The sequence below is a fragment of the Endozoicomonas sp. ALB032 genome (assembly GCF_049310125.1).
Classification (GTDB): Bacteria; Pseudomonadota; Gammaproteobacteria; order Pseudomonadales; family Endozoicomonadaceae; genus Endozoicomonas_A.
In genome coordinates, this window is sequence record NZ_JBLYNW010000001.1 from 1,254,167 (window position 1) to 1,274,877 (window position 20,711).

The 20,711-nt window shown below is 48.7% G+C and carries 18 protein-coding genes; 4 read left to right on the top strand and 14 right to left on the bottom strand.

Annotated elements, in window-relative coordinates; all coding sequences use genetic code 11:
- Positions 1–11: 11 nt before the first annotated feature.
- Positions 12–956, bottom strand: coding sequence for a D-2-hydroxyacid dehydrogenase (locus tag ACO6VG_RS03970; protein ID WP_422135688.1), 945 nt, complete (start codon positions 954–956; stop codon positions 12–14).
- A 92-nt stretch (positions 957–1,048) separates the two neighbouring features.
- Here ACO6VG_RS03970 and ACO6VG_RS03975 point away from each other — a divergent pair, with 92 nt between their 5' ends.
- Positions 1,049–1,291 (top strand): DUF2789 family protein, encoded by a 243-nt coding sequence (locus tag ACO6VG_RS03975; RefSeq protein ID WP_422135689.1) that lies wholly within the window; start codon positions 1,049–1,051, stop codon positions 1,289–1,291.
- 13 nt (positions 1,292–1,304) lie between these two features.
- On the opposite strand, the gene rlmB is transcribed toward ACO6VG_RS03975, so the two are convergent.
- From rlmB to trhA, 3 genes are all read right to left on the bottom strand, one after another.
- Positions 1,305–2,042: a 23S rRNA (guanosine(2251)-2'-O)-methyltransferase RlmB gene (rlmB, locus tag ACO6VG_RS03980; protein WP_422472822.1), complete on the bottom strand. Its 738-nt coding sequence runs from the start codon at positions 2,040–2,042 to the stop codon at positions 1,305–1,307.
- A 379-nt stretch (positions 2,043–2,421) separates the two neighbouring features.
- A complete protein-coding gene (locus tag ACO6VG_RS03985) occupies positions 2,422–2,586 on the bottom strand; it encodes a hypothetical protein (protein WP_422442585.1) in 165 nt (54 codons plus the stop codon).
- Positions 2,587–2,651: 65 nt separating this feature from the next.
- A complete protein-coding gene (gene trhA / locus ACO6VG_RS03990; protein WP_422139158.1) occupies positions 2,652–3,290 on the bottom strand; it encodes a PAQR family membrane homeostasis protein TrhA in 639 nt (212 codons plus the stop codon).
- Positions 3,291–3,407: 117 nt separating this feature from the next.
- On the opposite strand from trhA, the gene ACO6VG_RS03995 reads away from it, so the two are divergent.
- Positions 3,408–3,671, top strand: coding sequence for an addiction module antidote protein (locus ACO6VG_RS03995; RefSeq protein ID WP_422412079.1), 264 nt, complete (start codon positions 3,408–3,410; stop codon positions 3,669–3,671).
- Between the two features lie 46 nt (positions 3,672–3,717).
- On the opposite strand, the gene rnr is transcribed toward ACO6VG_RS03995, so the two are convergent.
- A complete protein-coding gene (gene rnr, locus ACO6VG_RS04000; protein ID WP_422472824.1) occupies positions 3,718–6,249 on the bottom strand; it encodes a ribonuclease R in 2,532 nt (843 codons plus the stop codon).
- Positions 6,250–6,812: 563 nt separating this feature from the next.
- On the opposite strand from rnr, the gene ACO6VG_RS04005 reads away from it, so the two are divergent.
- Positions 6,813–7,484, top strand: a complete 672-nt coding sequence (locus tag ACO6VG_RS04005) for an OmpW/AlkL family protein (protein ID WP_422472826.1) — start codon at positions 6,813–6,815, stop codon at positions 7,482–7,484.
- Between the two features lie 45 nt (positions 7,485–7,529).
- Here ACO6VG_RS04005 and ACO6VG_RS04010 read toward each other — a convergent pair whose 3' ends face one another.
- The 3 genes from ACO6VG_RS04010 to ACO6VG_RS04020 form a co-directional block, all read right to left on the bottom strand.
- Positions 7,530–8,822, bottom strand: coding sequence for an adenylosuccinate synthase (locus ACO6VG_RS04010; RefSeq protein WP_422472828.1), 1,293 nt, complete (start codon positions 8,820–8,822; stop codon positions 7,530–7,532).
- Between the two features lie 135 nt (positions 8,823–8,957).
- Entirely contained in the window at positions 8,958–10,142 is a 1,185-nt protein-coding gene (locus ACO6VG_RS04015) for an ATP phosphoribosyltransferase regulatory subunit (RefSeq protein WP_422135697.1), read from the bottom strand.
- Between the two features lie 116 nt (positions 10,143–10,258).
- On the bottom strand, positions 10,259–10,444 hold the full coding sequence (locus tag ACO6VG_RS04020; RefSeq protein ID WP_317146501.1) for a DUF2065 domain-containing protein: 186 nt from the start codon (positions 10,442–10,444) through the stop codon (positions 10,259–10,261).
- Positions 10,445–11,115: 671 nt separating this feature from the next.
- Here ACO6VG_RS04020 and ACO6VG_RS04025 point away from each other — a divergent pair.
- Positions 11,116–14,037, top strand: a complete 2,922-nt coding sequence (locus ACO6VG_RS04025; RefSeq protein WP_422412072.1) for a death domain-containing protein — start codon at positions 11,116–11,118, stop codon at positions 14,035–14,037.
- Positions 14,038–14,322: 285 nt separating this feature from the next.
- Here ACO6VG_RS04025 and ACO6VG_RS04030 read toward each other — a convergent pair whose 3' ends face one another.
- The 6 genes from ACO6VG_RS04030 to miaA all read right to left on the bottom strand — a co-directional run bounded on the left by ACO6VG_RS04030 (position 14,323) and on the right by miaA (position 20,677).
- Entirely contained in the window at positions 14,323–14,586 is a 264-nt protein-coding gene (locus ACO6VG_RS04030) for a hypothetical protein (RefSeq protein WP_422472830.1), read from the bottom strand.
- A gap of 400 nt (positions 14,587–14,986) precedes the next feature.
- The gene (gene hflC, locus ACO6VG_RS04035) at positions 14,987–15,865 is read right to left on the bottom strand and encodes a protease modulator HflC (RefSeq protein ID WP_422135700.1); all 879 of its coding nucleotides are present in this window, start codon (positions 15,863–15,865) and stop codon (positions 14,987–14,989) included.
- A complete protein-coding gene (gene hflK, locus ACO6VG_RS04040) occupies positions 15,862–17,040 on the bottom strand; it encodes an FtsH protease activity modulator HflK (protein ID WP_422135701.1) in 1,179 nt (392 codons plus the stop codon). Before hflK ends, hflC begins: the two co-directional genes overlap by 4 nt.
- A gap of 531 nt (positions 17,041–17,571) precedes the next feature.
- Positions 17,572–18,861, bottom strand: coding sequence for a ribosome rescue GTPase HflX (gene hflX, locus ACO6VG_RS04045; protein WP_422135702.1), 1,290 nt, complete (start codon positions 18,859–18,861; stop codon positions 17,572–17,574).
- Between the two features lie 262 nt (positions 18,862–19,123).
- Positions 19,124–19,381, bottom strand: a complete 258-nt coding sequence (hfq, locus tag ACO6VG_RS04050; protein WP_317144701.1) for an RNA chaperone Hfq — start codon at positions 19,379–19,381, stop codon at positions 19,124–19,126.
- A 306-nt stretch (positions 19,382–19,687) separates the two neighbouring features.
- Positions 19,688–20,677 carry a tRNA (adenosine(37)-N6)-dimethylallyltransferase MiaA gene (miaA, locus tag ACO6VG_RS04055; protein WP_422135703.1) on the bottom strand — a complete coding sequence of 330 codons (990 nt, stop codon included), beginning with the start codon at positions 20,675–20,677 and terminating at the stop codon, positions 19,688–19,690.
- Positions 20,678–20,711: the final 34 nt, after the last annotated feature.

Genomic DNA, 20,711 nt, shown 5'->3' on the forward strand with positions numbered 1-20,711 from the left:
GAAACTGACTCCTACTCCTGAAGAAAACGTATATAGTGCTCTGCCGCAAAATTGACCAGACGTTGTCTCGACTCGAGACTTCCCCAGGCGCAATGGGGAGTGACCATCAAATTGGGCAGAGACGTGCTGAGCAGGATATTTCCGTGTCTGGGGGGCTCCTCTGTCAACACATCAAACCCGGCGCCTCCCAGTCGCCCAGCTTCCAGTGCCGAAACCAGAGCACTCTCGTCTACCAGCCCGCCTCTGGCGGTGTTGATCAGAATAGCCCCGGATTTCATCAGTGACAGTCTTCTCTGATCCATCAGGTTGGCAGTGCTTTCACTCAAAGGACAATGCAAACTGACGACATCTGACTGTTTCAATCCTTCGTCTAACTCCAACCTGTCTTCAGAGGTTGTCGGCGAACCTGGCACTTTAGCCTTCAACACATTCATACCGAAAGCTTCTGCCAGCCTGGCAGTGGCCTTACCCAAGTCACCATAACCGACAATGAGCAGTGTTTTACCCTCCAGCTCCATGATCGGATGATTCAGTAGACAGAATCTGTCGCTTTTTTCCCAGCTGCCGTTGGTAGCATCTTGGATGTAAGCAGGAACAGAGCCCGCCAGAGACAGAATCAAAGCCATGGTATGTTGGGCAACAGATGCGGTGCTGTAACTTTCTACGTTCTGGACTTTAATTCCTCGCAGATCACACGCAGCAAGATCAATATTATTTGTTCCCGTTGCCATTACTCCGATATATCGAAGGTTGGGCAGTGAAGAGAGTGTCGACTCATCAATCACCACTTTATTTGTGAAAATCGCTACCGCATCACGACAACGTTCAACTATATCTTCTGGTTGACTCTGATCGTATATTTCCAGCGGTAATGAAAGCTGTTGAAACGCTTCCAGTGATACGCCGTCACCCAGAGTAACCCGATCCAATAAAACGACATTCTTTTTTGTACTCACATTTTTTACCTTTGGAATTCGGTTTTATCTTTTCAAAAGACAGTGGCCTGCTATCATGACGTTACGAAAACAGATTCCATCAGGAGGTCTCAATGGAACCTGCTCATCACACCATGAACGATCTGTTTGATCAGCTTGGATTGCCCAGCAGCGACCAAGAAATCAATGCCTTCATCGAAGAGCATAAAAAAATGCCCCATCGGGTAAAAATTGAGCATGCCGACTTCTTTTCAGACAGCCAGCAGGCTTTTATTCAACAGGCATACAATGAAGACGCTGACTGGGTTGTAGTCATTGAACATCTGGACGCTCTGTTGAGAGAAAAACCATCCTGAGAATTTCGGAGTTCTATGACTGTCTTTGGCGAACCGCCTCAAACAGGCAGACACCTGTCGCTACAGAAACATTCAAACTGCTGACTGATCCTGTCATGGGGATAAAGATTAAAGAATCACACTTGTCACGGGTCAGTCTTCTCATTCCCTTACCCTCAGCACCCATCACCAGGGTCAGGGGCCCCTTGAGGTCTGTCTTGTAAATATCACAAGCGCTTTCACCGGCGGTGCCAATCATCCAGATGCCACGATCTTTCAGCCAATCCATGGTTCTGGAAAGATTGGTCACCTGTACCAGCGGGACATTCTCTGCTGCGCCACAGGCCACTTTTCGAGCCGTCGCATTCAGGCTGGCAGATTTGTCTTTGGGCGTAATCAGAGCATGAACACCGGCGGCATCAGCGGTTCTTAGACAGGCACCCAGGTTATGAGGATCGGTCACGCCATCCAGTATCAAGAGGAAAGGCGGCTCATCCAGCATGTTCAGAAGATCTTCCAGATCGCCCTCCCGGTAAACTTTCGCCTGCGCAACACGGGCCAGTACGCCCTGGTGCACCCCTTCAACTTTCGAGTCCAGTCGGCCGCGCTCGACAAAACGCACCGTCACGCCCTGGTTGCGGGCTTCCTCCACCAGCGCATTAATGCGCTTATCAGTGCGACCTTTCTGGATCAAAAGTTCTAAAACTTTTTCAGGAGAATGCTCAAACAGGCTCTGCACAGCGTGCAGGCCAAAAACAACATCATCACTCATTACGGAAATTCGTATGCAGGGTTGGAATCAGGATTGGAATGCATATTAGCAGAGCCCGAGGCTTCAGTGGAATGGATACCGCTCTTCACGCTTGAATAAACAATACCCTGTGATCTATACCATTGAGGGTCATCTGGTACAGGTCAAGGTCGTAAACGTAACATCCCATGACTACAAAAAGCGATGAATGGCTGCCTGCCACCTCACACTAACACGAGCACTGACAACAGTTCTGCCCCATAGCCTGATCTGGAAGTGACACTCCCCGCCTTGTCAGGCGAGGCTTCTGACTTCACAGGCTACAGCCAGCCTATAGCGACTGGACTTACACAGAAGCCTCCATCAGCAGTAACCGGGTGCCCCTCGGTTATTGAAGTCGTCATTCCCGCGAAGGCGGGAATCCAGCGCCAACAGTGGGTCTCTGCCTTCTCGGGGATGACAAGGCCAGGGGGGGCAACGGGCAGTATAGTTCTGGTGGTGAGTCAGTGTGGATTCCCGCCTTCGCGGGAATGACGAGAATGAAGCCGTGAATAACGGGAGTCAACTCGTTCTCACGCTGGAGAGAGTTTCGCGACACCCTCGATTGGGCGAGGGTTTACGACGATTTTGCTAACTGGCAGGCAGTACGTGAAAAAAAACAGCAAAGAAATGACAGACACTACCGCCCAGAACAAAAACATGCCAGATAGCATGGTTAAAGGGCAGCTTTTTCCACAGGTAAAAAACCGCCCCAAGAGTATAAGAGAGGCCACCCGCTAACAGCCAGTAGATACCCTCCAGAGATATCTTGCTGGCCAACTCTTTTGACGCAAAAAGAACCAGCCAGCCCATCAAAATATAAGTGGCTACCGAAACTTTTTTAAAGCGTGGACCAAACCAGACTTTAAAAACAATGCCCGCAATAGCCAACAGCCAGATAATGGCAAACATGATCCAGCCCAATGTTCCCCTCATGCTGACCAGTAAGAACGGGGTATAGGTTCCGGCGATCAGAAGGTAGATGGAACAATGATCCAGCAGCTTGAAGACCTTCTTAGTGTTCTCATGCTGGATACTGTGATAGAGCGTGGAAGAGAGAAAGAGCAGTATTAGCGTTGCCCCATAGATACTGAAGCTGACAATGCGCCAGACATCATGCTGTTCGGCAGCATAGGTTACCAAAAGGGTCAAACCGGCCACACTGAGCAGAGCGCCCAGACCGTGGGTGATACTGTTTGCAATCTCTTCAGCCAGGCTATATCTGGCCATGAGGTTGTTTCCTGTGTCGGTGTTGACTGACATCTTAACACTCGGAATAGGCTATTGAGCCCGGATAATACTCAAGATTCTGGTTAATGTCAGAGCAGATTACAAAGAAAGATCAACTTGCTGATCAAAAAATCTGGAAGCGCGGGATTTGGCGGCTACGATATGGTTGAGAATGCCCTAACCGATGAAGACATTCCCTGGTTCCTGACTGAGGCCTCTCTCGATAATGATCCGGCTGTTTTCATTACGGCTCTGGGTCATGTAGTCAGACATAAGGGCATTGCTCAGTTAGCAGAGCAAACCGGCCTGAATCGTGAGAGCCTTCATAAAACATTTAACGGCAAAGTCCAGCCTCGATGGATACTGTTCACCGATTGCTGAAATCATTAGGCGTCAAATTGGAAATTGCCGCCTGACCGCTTTCAAATCACTTAGCCTTTCTCTTTCTCGGCTGTCTGTCGGCCGGTTTTGCAGACGACTTTTTATTCGTTTCTGGCTTCTTACCGGCTGAGGATTTACCGGACTTCTTGCCGGTACTTTTAGCCCTGGTTTTTTGCTTGCGAGTGGGTTTTTTCTTTTTACCTGTAGTTTTCTTGCCCGATTCTTCAGACTTTGCTGCATCCAGTAAAGCTCTTTTTGCGGCCCGACTCTTGGCCACACTGGTTAATGGCTTGCCACCTTTTGAGGGGCTTTTTCGCGATTTGCGGGAACGTGAAGGTCTCTGCGCAGTACCTGTGGATAATTCGAAATCAATTTTCTGGTCATCCAGATTGACGCTGGCCACCATGACTTCGATATCATCACCTAATCGATAACTTCTGCCGGTTCTTTCACCCACCATACGATGATGAACAGCGTCGTAATGATAATAATCATCCGGAAGGCTAGTGACGTGTACCAGACCTTCTACATAAATATCATCCAGGGCGACAAACAGGCCAAAGCCTGTAACGGACGAAATGACACCGGAATACGTCTGTCCGATATGCTGCTGCATGTACTCGCACTTCAGCCAATCCATAGCATCCCGTGTAGCTTCGTCTGCCCGGCGTTCTGTCGCAGAACAGTGCTCTCCCATGGCCAGCACTTCACTGCCATCATAGGGATAAATGGTCTTTTTATTCATCTCTCTGGCACCCACGCGAACAACATGCCGGGTTTCAACAGAAGAGCGAATAATATGACGGATAGCCCTGTGCACCAGCAGATCAGGATAACGACGAATCGGCGAAGTGAAGTGCGCATATTCGTCAAAAGCCAGTCCGAAGTGCCCCTGATTATCCGAAGTGTACACGGCCTGACTCATAGAACGCAGGACCACTGTCTGGATCACATTGTAATCGGGGCGATCTTTAACCGATGCCAACAAAGCCTGAAAGTGAGCGGGCTTCAGCTTGCCAGCAGGCAGCGATAAGCCAAGACTGGCAATAAAGCTGTTCAGATTGAGCCGCTTCTCCATAGTAGGCCCTTCATGCACGCGATAGAGCCCGGGAATCTTGTGTTTCTGAAGGAATTTGGCCGCACAGACATTGGCGCAAAGCATGCATTCTTCAATCAGTTTGTGCGCGTCATTGCGGACAGCAGGGACAATCTTTTCGATTTTTCGGTTACGACCGAAAACGATCTGTGTTTCTACCGTTTCAAAATCAATAGTGCCACGGTCAGAACGAATACTTTTCAGAACCTTGAACAGGTCATAGAGTTCTTCTACATGGGGAAGAACCGCTTTTCGTTCGCGACGTAAAGCCTTGCCCTCATCACTGAGTGGCTTTGATAGCATTTCCCAAACCTGGGTATAAGTCAGACGGGCATGGGAGCGGATCAGACCCTCGTAGAACTTGTAACCGGAAATTTTTCCATTGCCACTGATGGTCATTTCGCACAGCATGGCCAGACGATCCACTTCAGGATTCAGAGAGCAGAGCCCGTTTGACAATACTTCCGGCAACATGGGAATAACATGTCCCGGGAAGTAGACAGAAGTGCCCCTGTTATAGGCTTCTTTGTCCAGTGCTGTTCCGGGCTTCACGTAATGGGAAACATCAGCAATGGCTACAAATAAACGCCAGCCGCCGCTTTTTTTGGGTTCACAGTAGACTGCATCATCAAAGTCACGGGCATCTTCGCCATCAATGGTAACGAAAGGCGTCTCTCTCAGATCAACACGGTGCTTTTTGTCCCGCTCAGCCACTTCCGGCTTGAACCGGGCCACCTGCTCTTCCACTTCAGGAGGCCACTCATGAGGAATGTCATGGGTGCGTAATGCAACGTCCACTTCCATTCCGGCATCTTGTCGTTCACCCAACACTTCTTTGATCAGGCCCAACGGCTGAACACGTCGGCCAGGCTGCTCAAGGATTTCAACCAGAACATACTGCCCATGGCTGGGCATCAAAGGGCCCGGCTTGATGAGAATTTCGCGACCAATTCTGGAGTTTTCCGGTACGACAAAAGCATTGTCGTTTTCTATGTAAAAGCGACCCACCAACTGGGTGGTATTACGCTCTATGACTTCAACAATCTGACCTTCAAGTCGTCCTCTGCGGTCCACTCCGGTTTCACGAATGACCGCACGATCACCATCAAAAGCCTTGCGCATTTCACGCCATGAGAGGTAGTAATCTTCGCCGCCCTCATCAGGAATCAGGAATCCATAGCCGTCCTTATTACCCTGAATACGCCCTTTGATCAGATCCATTTTACTCAACAGACCGTAGGTTCCCTTGCGGGTTTCCAGTAGCTGACCATCACGAATCATAGCTTTAAGGCGGAATAACAAAGCTTCCTGCTGCTCAGGCAGAGTTACACCCAACTCACGGCACAGTAACTTATGGCTTGCCGGAGCCCCTCTCTTTTCCAGAGTCTCCATAATAAAAAGACGACTGGGAATCGGGTTGTCGTAGCGAGCTGCTTCATCAGCAGCCTGGGAGTCCAGTTCTTTCCACCCTTTTTTGGGCATAGAGTTTATTAACCTCTCTGTGATCACATAATGTCTGTATGCAGTGTAACCCTACTCCGGGTAACTAGCAGCCTGTCGGACTTAAGACTGTCCTACTGCGGTTGCAATAAATTGGTCTAAAAATCCCTGTTTCTTCGTCAAATAGCTCGCTATTCTCCTCAGAAACAGAGATTTTTATCCTCAATTTCTTGCAATCCTCGCTACGGACGCTTAAGTCCGACAGACTGCTAGGAGCCTGACCGAGAATAGTCTGCCCTACTGCGGCGGCAGCAAATTGGTCTGAAAATCCGCTTTTGTTCGTCAAATAGCTCGCTATTCTCCTCACAAAACCGAATTTTCATCCTCAATTTTCTGCCGTCCTCGCTACGGGCGCTATTCTCGGTCAGGCTCCTAGCGCGCATCTTTGCTTAGTATGCCCACACTTTCAACAGAATTCCTACCGTATATGCGTTGGCAGACACGGCTATGCATTGATTCAGATCAATATTGTACGACAAGCAATTAATTAAACTGTTAATAGTTAACAAAGAAACTTTTTTTGCAACCACATGCAAGGGACCACCATGAACAGAAACGTTCTCTCACTCACCATTGCTGCAGCTATTGCTGTTTCTGCTACCTCTGCCCAGGCTTATGAGGCCGGAGATTTTATTTTCCGGGGCGGAGTAGCCAGTGTTCAGACGGATGTTGACAGCGGGGGGTTGGAAGTCAACGGGGATGAGAACAAGAACGCAACAGTTGACGTCAACAATGACACCCAGCTGGGACTCTCCTTTACCTACATGCTGTCGGATAAGTTTGGTGTTGAACTGCTGGCAGCGACACCGTTCAAACACACTCTGAAAGGAAAAGGTGATCTGGCAGGATTGGGAGATTTTGCCGAAGTTAAACACTTACCACCGACTTTGAGCCTGCAATACTACCCGATGGACAAAAACGCCAGGTTCCAGCCTTACCTGGGACTTGGTTTGAACTACACCGTTTTCTTCAGTGAAGATTTCAAAGGCTCCGCCAGTGATATCTACAGCGATCTGGAACTGGACAGTTCATTGGGCCTGAGTGGACAACTGGGCTTTGACTATCAACTGAACGAGCATTGGGCCGTGAATGCTGCTGTATGGTATATGGACATCAATACCACAGCGAAGTTCAGGGACGACTCTGGAAACCGCTACAAGCTGGACGCAGAACTGGACCCACTGGTTTACATGGCCGGTGTTTCTTACAGGTTCTGATGGCGAAGAAGCCCCCGCCGCCAGTAAATCCGGCGGGGGACTGGATCAGCCGAAAGGCTGTTCCAGAATAATGGTTTCTACACGATCCGGGCCGGTAGAAACGATATGGACAGGTGTTCCCACCACTTCTTCCAGACGGCGGATGTAGGCGCGGGCATTTTCCGGCAGATCATTCAGGCTCCTGGCACCAAATGTAGACTCACTCCAGCCGGGCACTTCTTCATACACCGGTTGAATTGCTTCGTACTCTTCTGCATCCACAGGGGTCGTAATGGACTCACCCCGGGCATTCTTGTAGCCGGTGCAGATCTTGATCGTTTGCAGGCCATCCAGAACATCCAGCTTGGTCAGACAGAGACCGGATACGGAGTTGATCTGAACAGACTGACGCAGAGCCACAGCGTCAAACCAGCCACAACGACGGGGACGTCCAGTGGTCGCACCAAACTCATTGCCTTTCCTGGCCAGGTGCATACCCACATCGTCAAACAGCTCGGTCGGGAAAGGACCAGAACCGACACGAGTCGTGTAAGCCTTGGTAATACCCAGAACGTAGTCCAGATAGAGAGGGCCAAAACCACTGCCGGTAGAAACACCACCAGCTGTGGTGTTGGACGAAGTGACGAATGGGTAGGTACCGTGATCAATATCCAGCAGAGAGCCCTGAGCCCCCTCAAACAGAATGTTCTCCCCTTTGCCATGGTGCTCATGAACCTTGTCGGTCACACGCTCAATCATAGGTTTGATCTGTTCACCCATGGCCAGTGCTTCATCCAGAGTCTTCTGAAAATCTACTGTATCAGCCTTGTAGTAGTGCTCCAGAGCAAAGTTATGGTACTCCATGACTTCTTTCAGTTTCTGGGCAAAACGCTCAGGATGCAGAAGATCGGCAACACGCAGTCCACGGCGAGCTACTTTGTCTTCGTAGGCAGGGCCAATACCACGACCGGTGGTACCGATTTTGTCCTTGCCTCGTGCCAATTCACGGGCCTGGTCCAGGGCAATGTGATAAGGAAGAATCAGGGGGCAGGACGGGCTGATTCGCAGACGTTCACGAACAGGAACGCCACCTTCTTCCAGCTTGTGAATCTCTTTCAGCAGAGCTTCAGGAGACAGAACTACGCCATTACCGATGTAGCATACAACGCCTTCGCGCAGAATACCGGAAGGAATCAGGTGCAGAACGGTTTTTTCACCGTCGGTCACCAATGTATGGCCGGCATTATGGCCGCCCTGGAAACGCACAACCGCTTCTGCCTGCTCAGTCAGCAGGTCAACGATTTTGCCCTTACCTTCGTCACCCCATTGAGTGCCGAGTACGACAACAGTCTTACCCATGGTAAACGGTCTCTTACTTTCTAAAATAAACAGACATGACAAAGTTCAGTTCAAAACATTTTCTGAACCGACTCTCATGCATCTGTGACAGGCCGGAGAAGTTTAACTGAAATCAATTTCGATCAGACTTCCGGGTTATTCTACAACCCACTCTCCGTCACGGCAGACCAGCTGCCGGTCGCAACCCGTGCCTGCAGCGTCTGTCTCTTGTTCAGGCAGTTGGTAAACTACCCGTTGTCCCTGGCGACGCAGTTTCTTTACAACAGCAGGATCTGCAGCAACAGGGGCAAATATCGTCATTCGTTCGTCACTGGCATCCGTTTTCAGACCCGGAAGGCTCTTCAGCTCAATTAACGTCTTCAGGTCTGTACTGAAACCGGTAGCAGGGCGGGCTCTGCCAAAGATCCGCCCAATGCCGTCGTATCGGCCGCCTTTGGCGATCGCCTGTCCCTTTCCGGGAACATACGCAGCAAACACGACGCCTGTATGATAGTTATAACCGCGCAACTCACCCATATCGAGGTAGAGGTTAGCTGACGGGTAAAGCTCAGCGACCTTGCCGGCAATCACTTCCAGCTGGTCGAGCGCTTCGAAAACAGCCTCAGGCGCGTCCTTCAGTACCGCACGGGCATCATTGATGACACTGGCATGACCTGTCAGGGATGTCAGCGCTTTAAACATCTTTGCGGTGCCCGAACAGATTTGCCAGCTGGCCAGCAGTTCAGATACTTCACACACCGCTTTTCTTTGCAGAGCATCAAACAGTTTCTGCTCCTGCTGTTCACTCAGTCCGGCATACTCCACCAGTGAACGATAGATCCGCACATGACCCAGATCGAGGTTCACAGACTCAATACCGATCGCTGCCAGTGTTTCCAGCATCAGGGAAATGACTTCAATATCACTCTCGACGCCGCCATGACCATAAAGTTCGGCACCCAGCTGAATGGGCGACCTTGTGGCTCCCAACGACGCTGAACGAGTGTGAAACACGCTGCTCGCGTAGCAAAGTCGAACCGGCCCTTTTGCTTTCAGGGTGTGGGCGTCAATTCTGGCAACAGCTGGCGTGGTATCCGCCCTTAACCCCATCGTTCTACCCGTGAGTTGATCTGTTACTTTAAACGTCTGCAACTCCAGATCGCGGCCCAGACCAGCTGTCAGTGACTCCATGAACTCCAGATGAGGAGGAATCACCAGCTCGTAGCCCCAGCAATCGAATAAATCCAGCATCTCACGACGAAGCATTTCTGCCTGACGTGCTCGTGGAGCAAGAATTTCCTCAATGCCATCTGGCAATAACCAGCGATCTGCGACGGTCATAACAGCCCTCTTTTTTTCGCTTTTACCACTGTGCCAGAAGTCTGTTGGACTAAAGGCTGTCCTGAGGCGGACAACTCAAGCCTGACAGGCTCCTGGAGCGATAAACTATTCCGCTTTTACGTGAGCATACTCAGAATTATGAGTCCTACCAACATGCTGCCAAAACCTGCCATGCGCAGCTGCCGGTTATCAATCTCTGACAACTTTGTGACCATATTGCGCCAGCGCTGGGGATACAAAAAAGGCAAGACGCCTTCCAGAACCAGCATCAGACTCAAGGCTATGCCCAGATGTTGCAACATATCCACAGGATGACTCCCCAAAGCTTTTAGTCCGGACAGGTCCACAAAAAAACCGGGCAGAACCCGGTTTGCGGTATCATACCACTGGCTGAAGCAGACTTCACGACCAGTAGTCGATAATTTATCAGTCTCTGATCAACCGGCAAGAGCAAAAGCACTGTTTCATTTCTTCATCGTCAGAGATCGCAACCCGCTTTTTGTGAGCCTGTCCGTTGGGAAGCGATCATCCGGATATAATGAAACTCAATCAAGGCCCTCACTCTACCGCTGATTCTGGATGGCGCATTGCCATTTTTGTATCCCCGACGCCGACAAATATGTTAACAAAATTGCCAATAATTGATAAACGACAGCTTTGAACGACAGGCTCTATCAGCAGACAGGACTCGCAACTACAACTGTACCTGCGCAAGAGAAGCATAATCAGTCGCCTGCGATCAGAATAGATCGCCTCTGTATCTTTTCTTCATTCCCAAAATTCTTAAGCCATGAAACAGGATAGCTTCGATTTTGAAAAACACAAAAAACGTGAAATTACCGTTTATGTCTTCCCGTGCAATTCTTCTGAGCTGGCACGTTGAACATGAACAGATGGGAGATAAATAATACAGCTTCAGATTTAGGGTCTATTGTTATGCCTCAACAATAAAAATCTATGGGCAAATTCAATTATGAAAGTAAAAAGATTTCTCACTATGGCTCGCCTGTTTCTGTTATTCGCTCTGTCGGTCATTTTGCCGGTCTCCGGTCATAGTTCTGCTGTTTCCGATCTATTGAGCTGGGCGGGATGGGGGGACTCCTTCAAATCCCCGAAGACAACAGAATTTATTAATAAAATGTCGTTTATAGAGAACAATCCGTCTCTTCACCTTGTTTACGATCTTAAAACTGCTGATGATAAAGGCAAGACAATTGAACTGGAAAAAAATCAGCTTTATATCCGCCTGAATAGCAAAGCAGGCGATATCTTTCATTTTTGTTTCAGAACCCCTCCCTCGTTATCCGCAGGAAATTTTCCCTCCCCACCAGTAATTACAGAGGCTTTAACAGGGCAGGGTATGCCTGATATTCAGGCCGGAGGAATGAGAGTGGTCGAACTGACACCAGACAGTGGTGGCTGGCAACATGAATATTTAGCCAGATGGCGTTTACCGGCTGGTAAAGCCTCGTTGGTCCTGTCGGTTCAAGACAATAATGCATGGCGTATACAACCAGAGTGTAGTGGTATTTTTTCACAAAGCACCGGTCTACCGTCACCTTCCGGTGGCAACACTTCTGGTAACAATACTTCCGACAATAAAAAGCTATCATTTGTCGATATTTTTTTCCGTAACCCTCAGGTTCCGGAAAACGGGTTCAATAATCCTGACGATACCAGCCGTTTCAATGGGCCTTCTGTAGTACCTCAAACCCCTGAGACCGCAGATAACAGCGAGCTATACACAAACTCCGGCGGTGGCGGTTTTGGTGGCGGCGATGATTCAGACGATTTATTTAAAAAAAGGCCGGGAGGTGGTATGGCTCCCCTTTACTCTTTTGAACTGATGAGTGAACTGGTCAGTAGAATGGTCCTGGTGCGTCTCCCCGACACTAACGGTCAGGCTGTTAAGAAACGAGTTTGGGATACCCGGATTGTTCTCAAAATCAAGCGTGGCTGGAATGAGCAGACCATCCTTATTTCACAACATCTGTGGAATAAGATAAAGGGTGCAAACCTTGAGCGGAATCCGCGACTTTTTATGGCATTGCTCAGGAATCCGGATAATCCGGAAGCAGCATTTGATCATTACCAGAGCAACAACCCGGAACAGACAGAAGACTATCGTGTTTATACAGAACAAGAGTTCATTTTAAGCCCTAAGCAATTAATTAGTGTTTCAGTATTTCCGGGCAGCTGTCCAACGGGGATAAGTTGCCCGAAAGGTACTGAAACCGCTGCAAAAGATGCCAGAGTTGATCTGAAACCTCCCTCCTACAGGCAATCTCAGGAGGCCTACAGTCATCATAATCGACGCCTCTTCGGTGAAAGCGGAAATGGGGAAGACGATGGTTCCGGCGGGGCACCCAACAACGTGTATTGCCAAAATTGTCAGAGACAAAAACCTGTAGTCTTTAACAATATGTGCTTTGACTGCGCTAATGCTGGCATGGTTGCATTTGAGCGGGGTCTCAGCGAACCGCCTCCTATTGTAACAAGTAAGGAAATACCGGTAGCCGTGGCAGAGTGGGTTGATACCTCAGCGATCAGACTAACACGATGGCTCGGTGAACTGGTCTATGAAAGACGAGAGTCGGATATTTTTCACTCCAGCCATTTCTACAAAAAGTATGAACTTTATAACCTTCTAACTGAAAATATTTTACAGCATAAAGAGACTCTGGAAAAATTTCACAAGTACTGGGTTAAATTTTCCAGAGGTTCGATATCTGCTGGTAACTTGATTCTACAGGTCGGTGTACTGGCCAAGAATCATGGAATCGACAAGCATGTTGAAATAGCAAGAATTGTTAAGACACTGGCCCGTCACCGGGACATATTTGAGACCCAGGCCTTTTTGGATCAATTCACAGAAAACAAATTAGCCAGTGAGCTTATAGGCAATCATCTTGCGACATATAACGAGTTATATAATCTCGTATATTCACAAGTAGATAGCCAAAAGAAAAAAGAATTAATGAATTTTATTTATCAAGTATTTAAACAAACCAGTGATTTACTGGCAGAGAAAACGGTTCCTTCGAACTATGACACATTCAGATATTTAGGCGAGTTATCCAGAGAACTGTTTAAGGATTATAGTTTTGGCTTTCCGAATTATAGGGATGGTCAGCTAGATATTATCCCCTGGGGTTTTGGACAACACGCCTTTATTACTCCATCTAACATACATAAATTAGAAAGGAATTTGCAATCTCAAGCACTTTATGGCCTTGGATTTTATATTTCTGACAATAATCCATCCACACCTGAACAAGTTATGGCTGTATTCACCGGCTTGGCTATTTTAAGCACAACACTCACGGAATGTGGCGGGTTCATCCACAAACTTACTCAGGATCAACGTCAGCTTTTCCTTTATTTTGCCAAGACTGCCAGAAAAGAACTTATTAATTTACTGAACTCAACCAGTTCAGAGCAAAAAAATGCGTTCTTAAACAGTATGTTTTTCGTCTTTGGCGAGATTCCCAGAGAATTGGCTGATGAACTGGCTCAGGAACAGTCATCCACACCTGTCAGTGGAGCGCATGCTGCTATGCAAACAGCGGCAGAACCCCAGCGTGAGCAAACAACAGGATACACTCTGGACTCACCTTTACCAGAACAAGTATTCGTAGACTATGGTTACTTGATAGGTACTAAATGGAAAATGTTTGCCAGACGTACGGAAGCAGGTTTTAGAGAACCCCAATTAGAGGCTATAGATCATGATAACAGACAACTTTTTGAAAAGGTGATGGCAATGCTGCACCAATGGAAGCGAGGCTCTCGTCGACCTGTTACCTTTAGAGACTTCCTAGGTACCCTTAAAAAAATAGACCGAAATGATATTAGAAGCTCAATAGAGCAAAGATATAATCTTCCTCAAATATAGAGTTTTTAAAATAGCTCCGCTATTTAACTCATATTCAGCTAAAACAACCATCTCATTATCGTATGACAAGAGATGGTTGTTGTGCTTTCGTCTAACCACCTAATGTTCTTTCAGGAACTTTCCTCACAGACAGTTTTCTGGGCAGTATGCGAGCGCCAAAATATCTACCACAATTCTGCTAACTTCCTATTCCTCTGTAGCGGACGATTTCGAGACAAAGCTTGGTATGAAAGGGTGAATAGGTGACCGATAGCAAGTATTCTGCAAGCCTATTACCTCAAGCAGTCAGCTTTCGTGCAACGCACCCATTGACTGGCAAAGATGGTGACCAAAGGAAACTGGGTTGTCTGTCTGGATCACACCAACTGAGACTTTGGTCAGTTCAAAATCAACATCATGATGGTCGCTAAGTAGGAGTTCGACATTCTCGCGAAGGAAGTCGTCATTCCCGCGAGGGAGGCTGTTGCAAAACTCTGGTTCGCATGCTGCAGCGTGGGAACCGATACCCATCTCGCGCTGCAGAGTCAGCTTTTCAGGGGAGGTATGCATTCCCACGCAGAGCTTGTTGGGCTTTTGCGACAGCCTCAGAGCTTGGGAACGAGTTGTTAGAGTTTTGCGACGGCCCCCTTCGCGGGAATGACGGGAGTGAAGCCGGGAATCATTCAGCTTGAGTTAATAAGCTTGCAGCTATATCTGCTGGCGAGTAGCCACTCACCCTTTTATATCAGGATTCCTTACGAAACTGCCCCCTAAAGAGCTTCTATTCGTAGCCTGTTTCGCTGTGCAGGATAAGAGGGGATCCCTCACCCCGTGAAGAAGCCGAAGGCAATAGGCAGGCTATGGGCCGAGGTTGCAACATACTCACAGGTCTCTGGTCAGCCATCAAGGGCAGAGGCACTGCTTCAGTTCATCCGAACTTCCGCAATGCCCTGCCCGGCAAACTGTCCGCTTACTTTTTGCTACCTGAGTGACTGTTCAGATAGTTGAAGAAATCATTATCCGGTTCCAGCAACAGGATGTCGCCTTTACTGTCAAAGGACTCTTTATAAGCCTGAAGGCTACGATAGAATGCGTAAAATTCAGGGTCCTGACGGTAAGCCCCGGCATAAACTTCTGCCGCCTTGGCATCGCCATCACCTCGAACAATCTCTGCGTCCTTGTAGGCATCTGCCTGAATAACGCGCTGTTCCCGGTCCGCATTAGCACGGATACCTTCAGCCATTTCCTGACCTTTAGAGCGGTATTCCTGAGCCTCTTTCTCACGCTCGGAAGACATACGTTCGAAGACCGAGTCACTGACCTGAGGTGGCAGGTCTACTTTTTTAACCCGGACATCCACAACAGTCACACCCAGCTCTTCTCTGGCCACTTTATCCAGGTTGCTGGTGATATCATTCATCAGCTTGTCACGCTGACCGGATACCACTTCATTCAGTGTCAAACCACCAAACTTGTTACGCATTCTGGATTCAGCACGCTGGGAAAGCAGCGTGTTGGCACGATAAATGTCACCGGCTGTCGCCTTGTAGAACTTGGCGACATCCGCTATTCGCCACTTGATGTAAGAGTCCACAATAACCGCTTTCTGTTCCAGTGTCAGAAAACGTTCTGATGGCACTTCGAGGTGTTGCAGACGGGCATCGAAAATACGCACGTTGTCTACAAACGGGAATTTCAAATGCAGACCCGGTTTCAGGTTAGGGTTCACCAGCTGACCAAAACGCAGTTGCACTGCACGCTCACGCTCGCTGATGACAAAGAGACAACTCCAGGCCAGAACCAGGATGACCAGACCAGCGATCAGAGCTGTAAAACCTTTCTGACTCATCGACCAACCCTCCCACTGCTTCGTGCACTGTTCACTCGCTTGCTCAACTCCTCTGCAACGCGATTACTGATGTCAGTCAAATCCTGACTGCTCAGCTCAGCTGGCTGGGCTGGCATGGATGACTTGCCCTGGGTCAATTTATCCAGTGGCAGGTAGATCATATTGTTGCCACCCTTGACGTCCACCAGCACCTTGCTGGTACCCTTCAGGACCTCTTCAACGGTTTCGATGTAGAGACGCTCACGTGTCACTTCAGGTGCACGCTTGTACTCTGTCAACAGCTTGGAGAAACGATCTGATTCACCTTCAGCCCTGGCAATGACTTCATCACGGTAAGCATTAGCTTCCTCAATGGTCCGCTGAGCCTTACCACGCGCTTCAGGGATAATCTTGTTCGCGTAAGCTTCCGCCTTGTTCTTGGCACGTTGCTCGTCTTCCCGTGCACGAATTACGTCATCAAAAGCAGCCTGAACTTCTTTTGGAGGCTGGGCACTTTCAATGTTGACCTTACCGATGCGCAGACCCGTCCCATAGTTTTCCTGGTATTCCTGCAAACGGGCACGAACTTCCTGCCCCAGAACTTCACGTCCCTGGGTCAGTACCTGGTACATCTCGGAGCTGCCGACCACATGACGCAGCGCACTCTGGGTGGCCTGCTCAAGACTCATCAGAGGCTTGGCAACATTCAGAACATAATTTTTAACGTCTTCAATGTTGTATTGGACAGACATGGAGACTTCAACAATGTTTTCGTCTTCAGTCAGCATCTGCTGTCTCAGGTTATAGGTACGGAGTTCGGTCACCTTTTCCAGAAACTTGCTTTCAAAGGGCGGGAAGTATATGTGAAGACCCGGACCAACGGTCTCGGTATATACCCCAAAGCGCAGAATAACGGCGCGCTCTTTTTCATCGACGGTGTAAATTGCGTTCCAGAGGTAGGCAACAATTGCCAAAACAATGATTCCGATAAACATTCCTGAGGAGGAACCGGAATTACTGCTCCCTTTACCTGAACCACCTCCACTCTTGCCACCACCAAACATTGAGTTCAGTTTGTCCTGCAGTTTGCGGAATGCTTCATCCAGATCAGGTGGTCCCTGATTTTTGCCACCACCCTTATTATTTCCACTACCCCATGGATCCTGGCTGTTTCCACCCGGCTCGTTCCAGGCCATATATGTCTCCGTAGAGTCAGTAACGAATTCTTTGCCCAGCTGGTGCGTCAGGACTTGCATCGTCCAAACTGGCTCTGTGAGCAAACTATTTCGCTGTAAAGCTGACCTTTGTCGCAACGACAGGGTAACTCTCTTTACAGCAGTGCGTAAAATCCATAAGGCGATCGGCCTGACAGATATGTGAACCTGACCTTGCCCGGACAGGCATGGCGTCTTTCCGGTCGTGTGAACCAAAGGCTTGACTGAAACAGTGAACATTCAGCAAATCCGGATACCACAACTTTCGGCGACAGACCAAGGCTGATTGTGTCGCTCCGGGAGCCCATCGGACCAAAACTTTTGAGTACGAAACCGCCCTGAGTCACAAAGTCCTCCAGGAGCCTGTCCGACTTAAGCAACCCCAGTAGGACAGTCTTAAGTCCATCAGGCTCCTAGGCCAGATTGTAGAGTTTGGAGAGCAGGAAGTGCAAGCTCATATTAGTAATCGCCGCAACTTCCTGACACCTTGCTGACTATTCATTAACAATAATCCTACCCTTCAATCAGACAACCTGTCTGTAAACCTTCCTGTTTTGCCACCCGTTCGAAGTCACTTCTTGGCATGCGGATATCCAGCAACAGTTCACCTTTGTCAGAATACTCTTCTGTCTGGATAGCACCCATTTGGTACAAGCGTGCCCTCACTTTTCCCTGATTGGCCTGAAGCATCAGACGCCCCTGAATCATATCATTGCCCAGCAATTCGGTGATGGCCTGACCGATTAACTCCAGACCTGCACCGTCTTTTGCACAGACCCAGACTCTTTCAGGTTGTCCATTATCATCACGCTGGATTTTTGGCGCCACCTCAGCCAGCAGATCAATCTTGTTATAAATCTGAAGAATGGGTAGTTCATTGGCATCAATTTCTTTCAGAACTTCATGCACTTCCCTGATATTTTCCAGACGCTCCGGATCATGGGCATCGATCACGTGCAACAGCAAATCTGCCTGACGGGTTTCCTCCAGTGTCGCCCGAAAGGCTTCCACCAGTTTATGAGGCAGGTGTCGAATAAATCCAACCGTATCTGCCAGGATCACAGGCCCCAGATCAGCAAGATCCAGCCTTCTCAACGTTGGGTCCAGTGTTGCGAACAACTGATCCTGTGCATAAACGTCTGACTGAGTCATGCTATTAAATAATGTCGACTTGCCCGCATTGGTATAACCTACCAGAGAGACCTGCGGCACTTCTGCCCTCTTTCGGGAACGCCGTCCCTGGTCACGCTGTTTACGAACTTTTTCCAAACGACGGGTGATGCTTTTGATTCTTGCCCTGAGCAATCTGCGGTCGGTCTCCAGCTGGGTCTCACCCGGCCCCCGCAGACCAATCCCCCCTTTCTGTCTTTCAAGGTGAGTCCAGCCGCGGATTAAGCGGGTACTCATATATTCAAGCTGAGCCAATTCAACCTGCAGCTTACCCTCAAAGGTTCTGGCACGCTGGGCAAAAATATCCAGTATCAGTCCGGTGCGGTCAATGACACGGCATTCCAGTTCTTTTTCAAGGTTTCTGGCCTGACTGGGTGACAGGGCATGGTTAAACAGAACGACTTCGGCTTTGTGCTGAAGCACAGATTGACGGATTTCTTCAACTTTACCGGGACCGACAAAATAGCGGGGAGAAGGAGACCGGACATTCACTGTGATAAAAGCAAGGGTTTCAACACCTGCAGAACGAACCAGCTCCATGAATTCCTGCGGATCTTCCCGTTCCTTGTCTTCACTCATATCCGGATGAACAAGGATTGCACTTTCACCACCTTCATGGCGCTCAAAAAACAAACAAAACTCCTGAAATTATTTTCTTTCGATAGGGGTTATTAACCATTCATTAACAGAACAGGAAATATTGAGACGGTCTGAATTGACCATTAAAACAGACTGCCAGCCCCAATAGTATACTGCCCGGTTATTTTTCTACACAGCTGTTTTTTCCATAAAACAATTTTCATGCTTAAAATGTTTCAATCGTACACGACCTGTTTATGAAACTCATAAACGTCAAAAGGCGCTATAAAAGCGCCTTTTAATCAATCAGCAAAACTTATTCTTGCTCGTCGTGCTCGCCCATACCTTCCTGACCCTGCATTGGCAGTCGAACCGGGCGGCTTGGCACTACAGTTGATACTGCGTGCTTGTAAACCATCTGGCTAACGGTGTTTTTCAGAAGGATTACAAACTGATCGAAAGACTCGATCTGTCCCTGGAGTTTAATGCCGTTTACCAAATAAATAGAAACCGGCACGCGCTCTTTACGCAGCACATTAAGGTAAGGGTCTTGTAGAGAATGCCCTTTTGACATTTCTGTACTCCTTATTAATTCTCGGGTTTTGAATAGCCATTGTTCACTTCTAGTTGGGCTATTCGCTCGACCGGCAGTGCCAGTACCTGATTGTTCAATCTGTGTACAGCCCAGAAATTTAGCTGGGCAACAGTAAGCGATGCCCCACACTGCCATCAATAGGTAATACTAGCTACTCATACCGGACCTGCAGAAACTATTGCAGGTGCTCACGTACCAGCCTTTTCCAATGCACTTTGTTAATGCTTTAACCAATACAAAGCTGAGGTCAGGAGACTTGTACAGAAATCACTTTCTTATTATTCCTTATTTAAGGACGGGCTTCAGCCATTTCAAGGCATCTTCCAACCGGTTTTTCGACAAACTGTCCAGCCAATGAATATCAGGCCAGCTTCTGAGCCAGGTCAACTGTCGCTTGGCCAGTTGTCGGGTAGCGATTATCCCTTTTTCCAGCATGGTGGAATAGTCCATCTCTCCTTGAAGATACCCCCAAACCTGACGATAACCAACCGCCCTGATAGAAGGCAGGGAAATATCCAGGTCTCCCCGCTCGTATAAAGCCCTGACTTCATCCACAAAATGGTGCTCCAGCATAAGTTTGAAGCGGGTTTCAATGCGCTGATGGAGCACTGATCGATCCCCGGGAGCAATGGCCAGATTCACCAGATTATAAGGCAGTCGACTGGTTGCCTGCTCCTGATGCCAACGGGAAATCACCTTGCCTGTGGCATAATAGACCTCCAGAGCTCTTTGCAGACGCTGAGTATCCGTCGGTTTAATACGAAGAGCGGCTACAGGATCAACTGTCTGAAGCTCGTCATGGAGCGCCTGCCAGCCCTCAGACTCAGCCCTTCTCATCAACGCTTCCCTGATCCCGGCATCTGCCGCTGGCAAAGTTGCCAGACCGTCTCGAAGCGCCTTGAAATAGAGCATGGTACCTCCCACAAGGAGAGGTATGTTTCCCTTATTAGTAATTTCCGTCATTTCCCTGAGAGCATCCTCACGGAAGTCAGCTGCAGAATATGGCTCGGAAGGGTCCCGGATATCAATCAACCGATGAGGAGCCCTTGCCAGTTCCTGTGCAGAGGGCTTGGCCGTTCCTATATCCATGCCTCTGTAGACCAGTGCCGAATCAACACTGATCAACTCACAGGGCAGTCTCTCCGCCAGCTGGATAGCCAGATCCGTTTTGCCCGATGCAGTGGGCCCCATCAGAAAAATAGCCGGTGGCTGTATTTCTTCAGAAGAAAGAGTCTGTGGCTGTTTTTCTTCAAAAGAAAGCGGTTCGGATGCCATAAACAGAAAAATAATGCGTTATCAGAAAAAACGG

Coding starts and splice junctions, on each gene's coding strand:
- rlmB (WP_422472822.1), bottom strand. CDS start 2,042: ATGAGTGATGATGTTGTTTTTGGCCTGCACGCTGTGCAGAGCCTGTTT.
- hflK (WP_422135701.1), bottom strand. CDS start 17,040: ATGGCCTGGAACGAGCCGGGTGGAAACAGCCAGGATCCATGGGGTAGT.
- ACO6VG_RS03975 (WP_422135689.1), top strand. CDS start 1,049: ATGGAACCTGCTCATCACACCATGAACGATCTGTTTGATCAGCTTGGA.
- ACO6VG_RS04015 (WP_422135697.1), bottom strand. CDS start 10,142: ATGACCGTCGCAGATCGCTGGTTATTGCCAGATGGCATTGAGGAAATT.
- ACO6VG_RS04010 (WP_422472828.1), bottom strand. CDS start 8,822: ATGGGTAAGACTGTTGTCGTACTCGGCACTCAATGGGGTGACGAAGGT.
- ACO6VG_RS04020 (WP_317146501.1), bottom strand. CDS start 10,444: ATGTTGCAACATCTGGGCATAGCCTTGAGTCTGATGCTGGTTCTGGAA.
- miaA (WP_422135703.1), bottom strand. CDS start 20,677: ATGGCATCCGAACCGCTTTCTTTTGAAGAAAAACAGCCACAGACTCTT.
- trhA (WP_422139158.1), bottom strand. CDS start 3,290: ATGGCCAGATATAGCCTGGCTGAAGAGATTGCAAACAGTATCACCCAC.
- hflC (WP_422135700.1), bottom strand. CDS start 15,865: ATGAGTCAGAAAGGTTTTACAGCTCTGATCGCTGGTCTGGTCATCCTG.
- ACO6VG_RS04005 (WP_422472826.1), top strand. CDS start 6,813: ATGAACAGAAACGTTCTCTCACTCACCATTGCTGCAGCTATTGCTGTT.
- ACO6VG_RS04025 (WP_422412072.1), top strand. CDS start 11,116: ATGAAAGTAAAAAGATTTCTCACTATGGCTCGCCTGTTTCTGTTATTC.
- hfq (WP_317144701.1), bottom strand. CDS start 19,381: ATGTCAAAAGGGCATTCTCTACAAGACCCTTACCTTAATGTGCTGCGT.
- rnr (WP_422472824.1), bottom strand. CDS start 6,249: ATGCCCAAAAAAGGGTGGAAAGAACTGGACTCCCAGGCTGCTGATGAA.
- ACO6VG_RS04030 (WP_422472830.1), bottom strand. CDS start 14,586: ATGCATACCTCCCCTGAAAAGCTGACTCTGCAGCGCGAGATGGGTATC.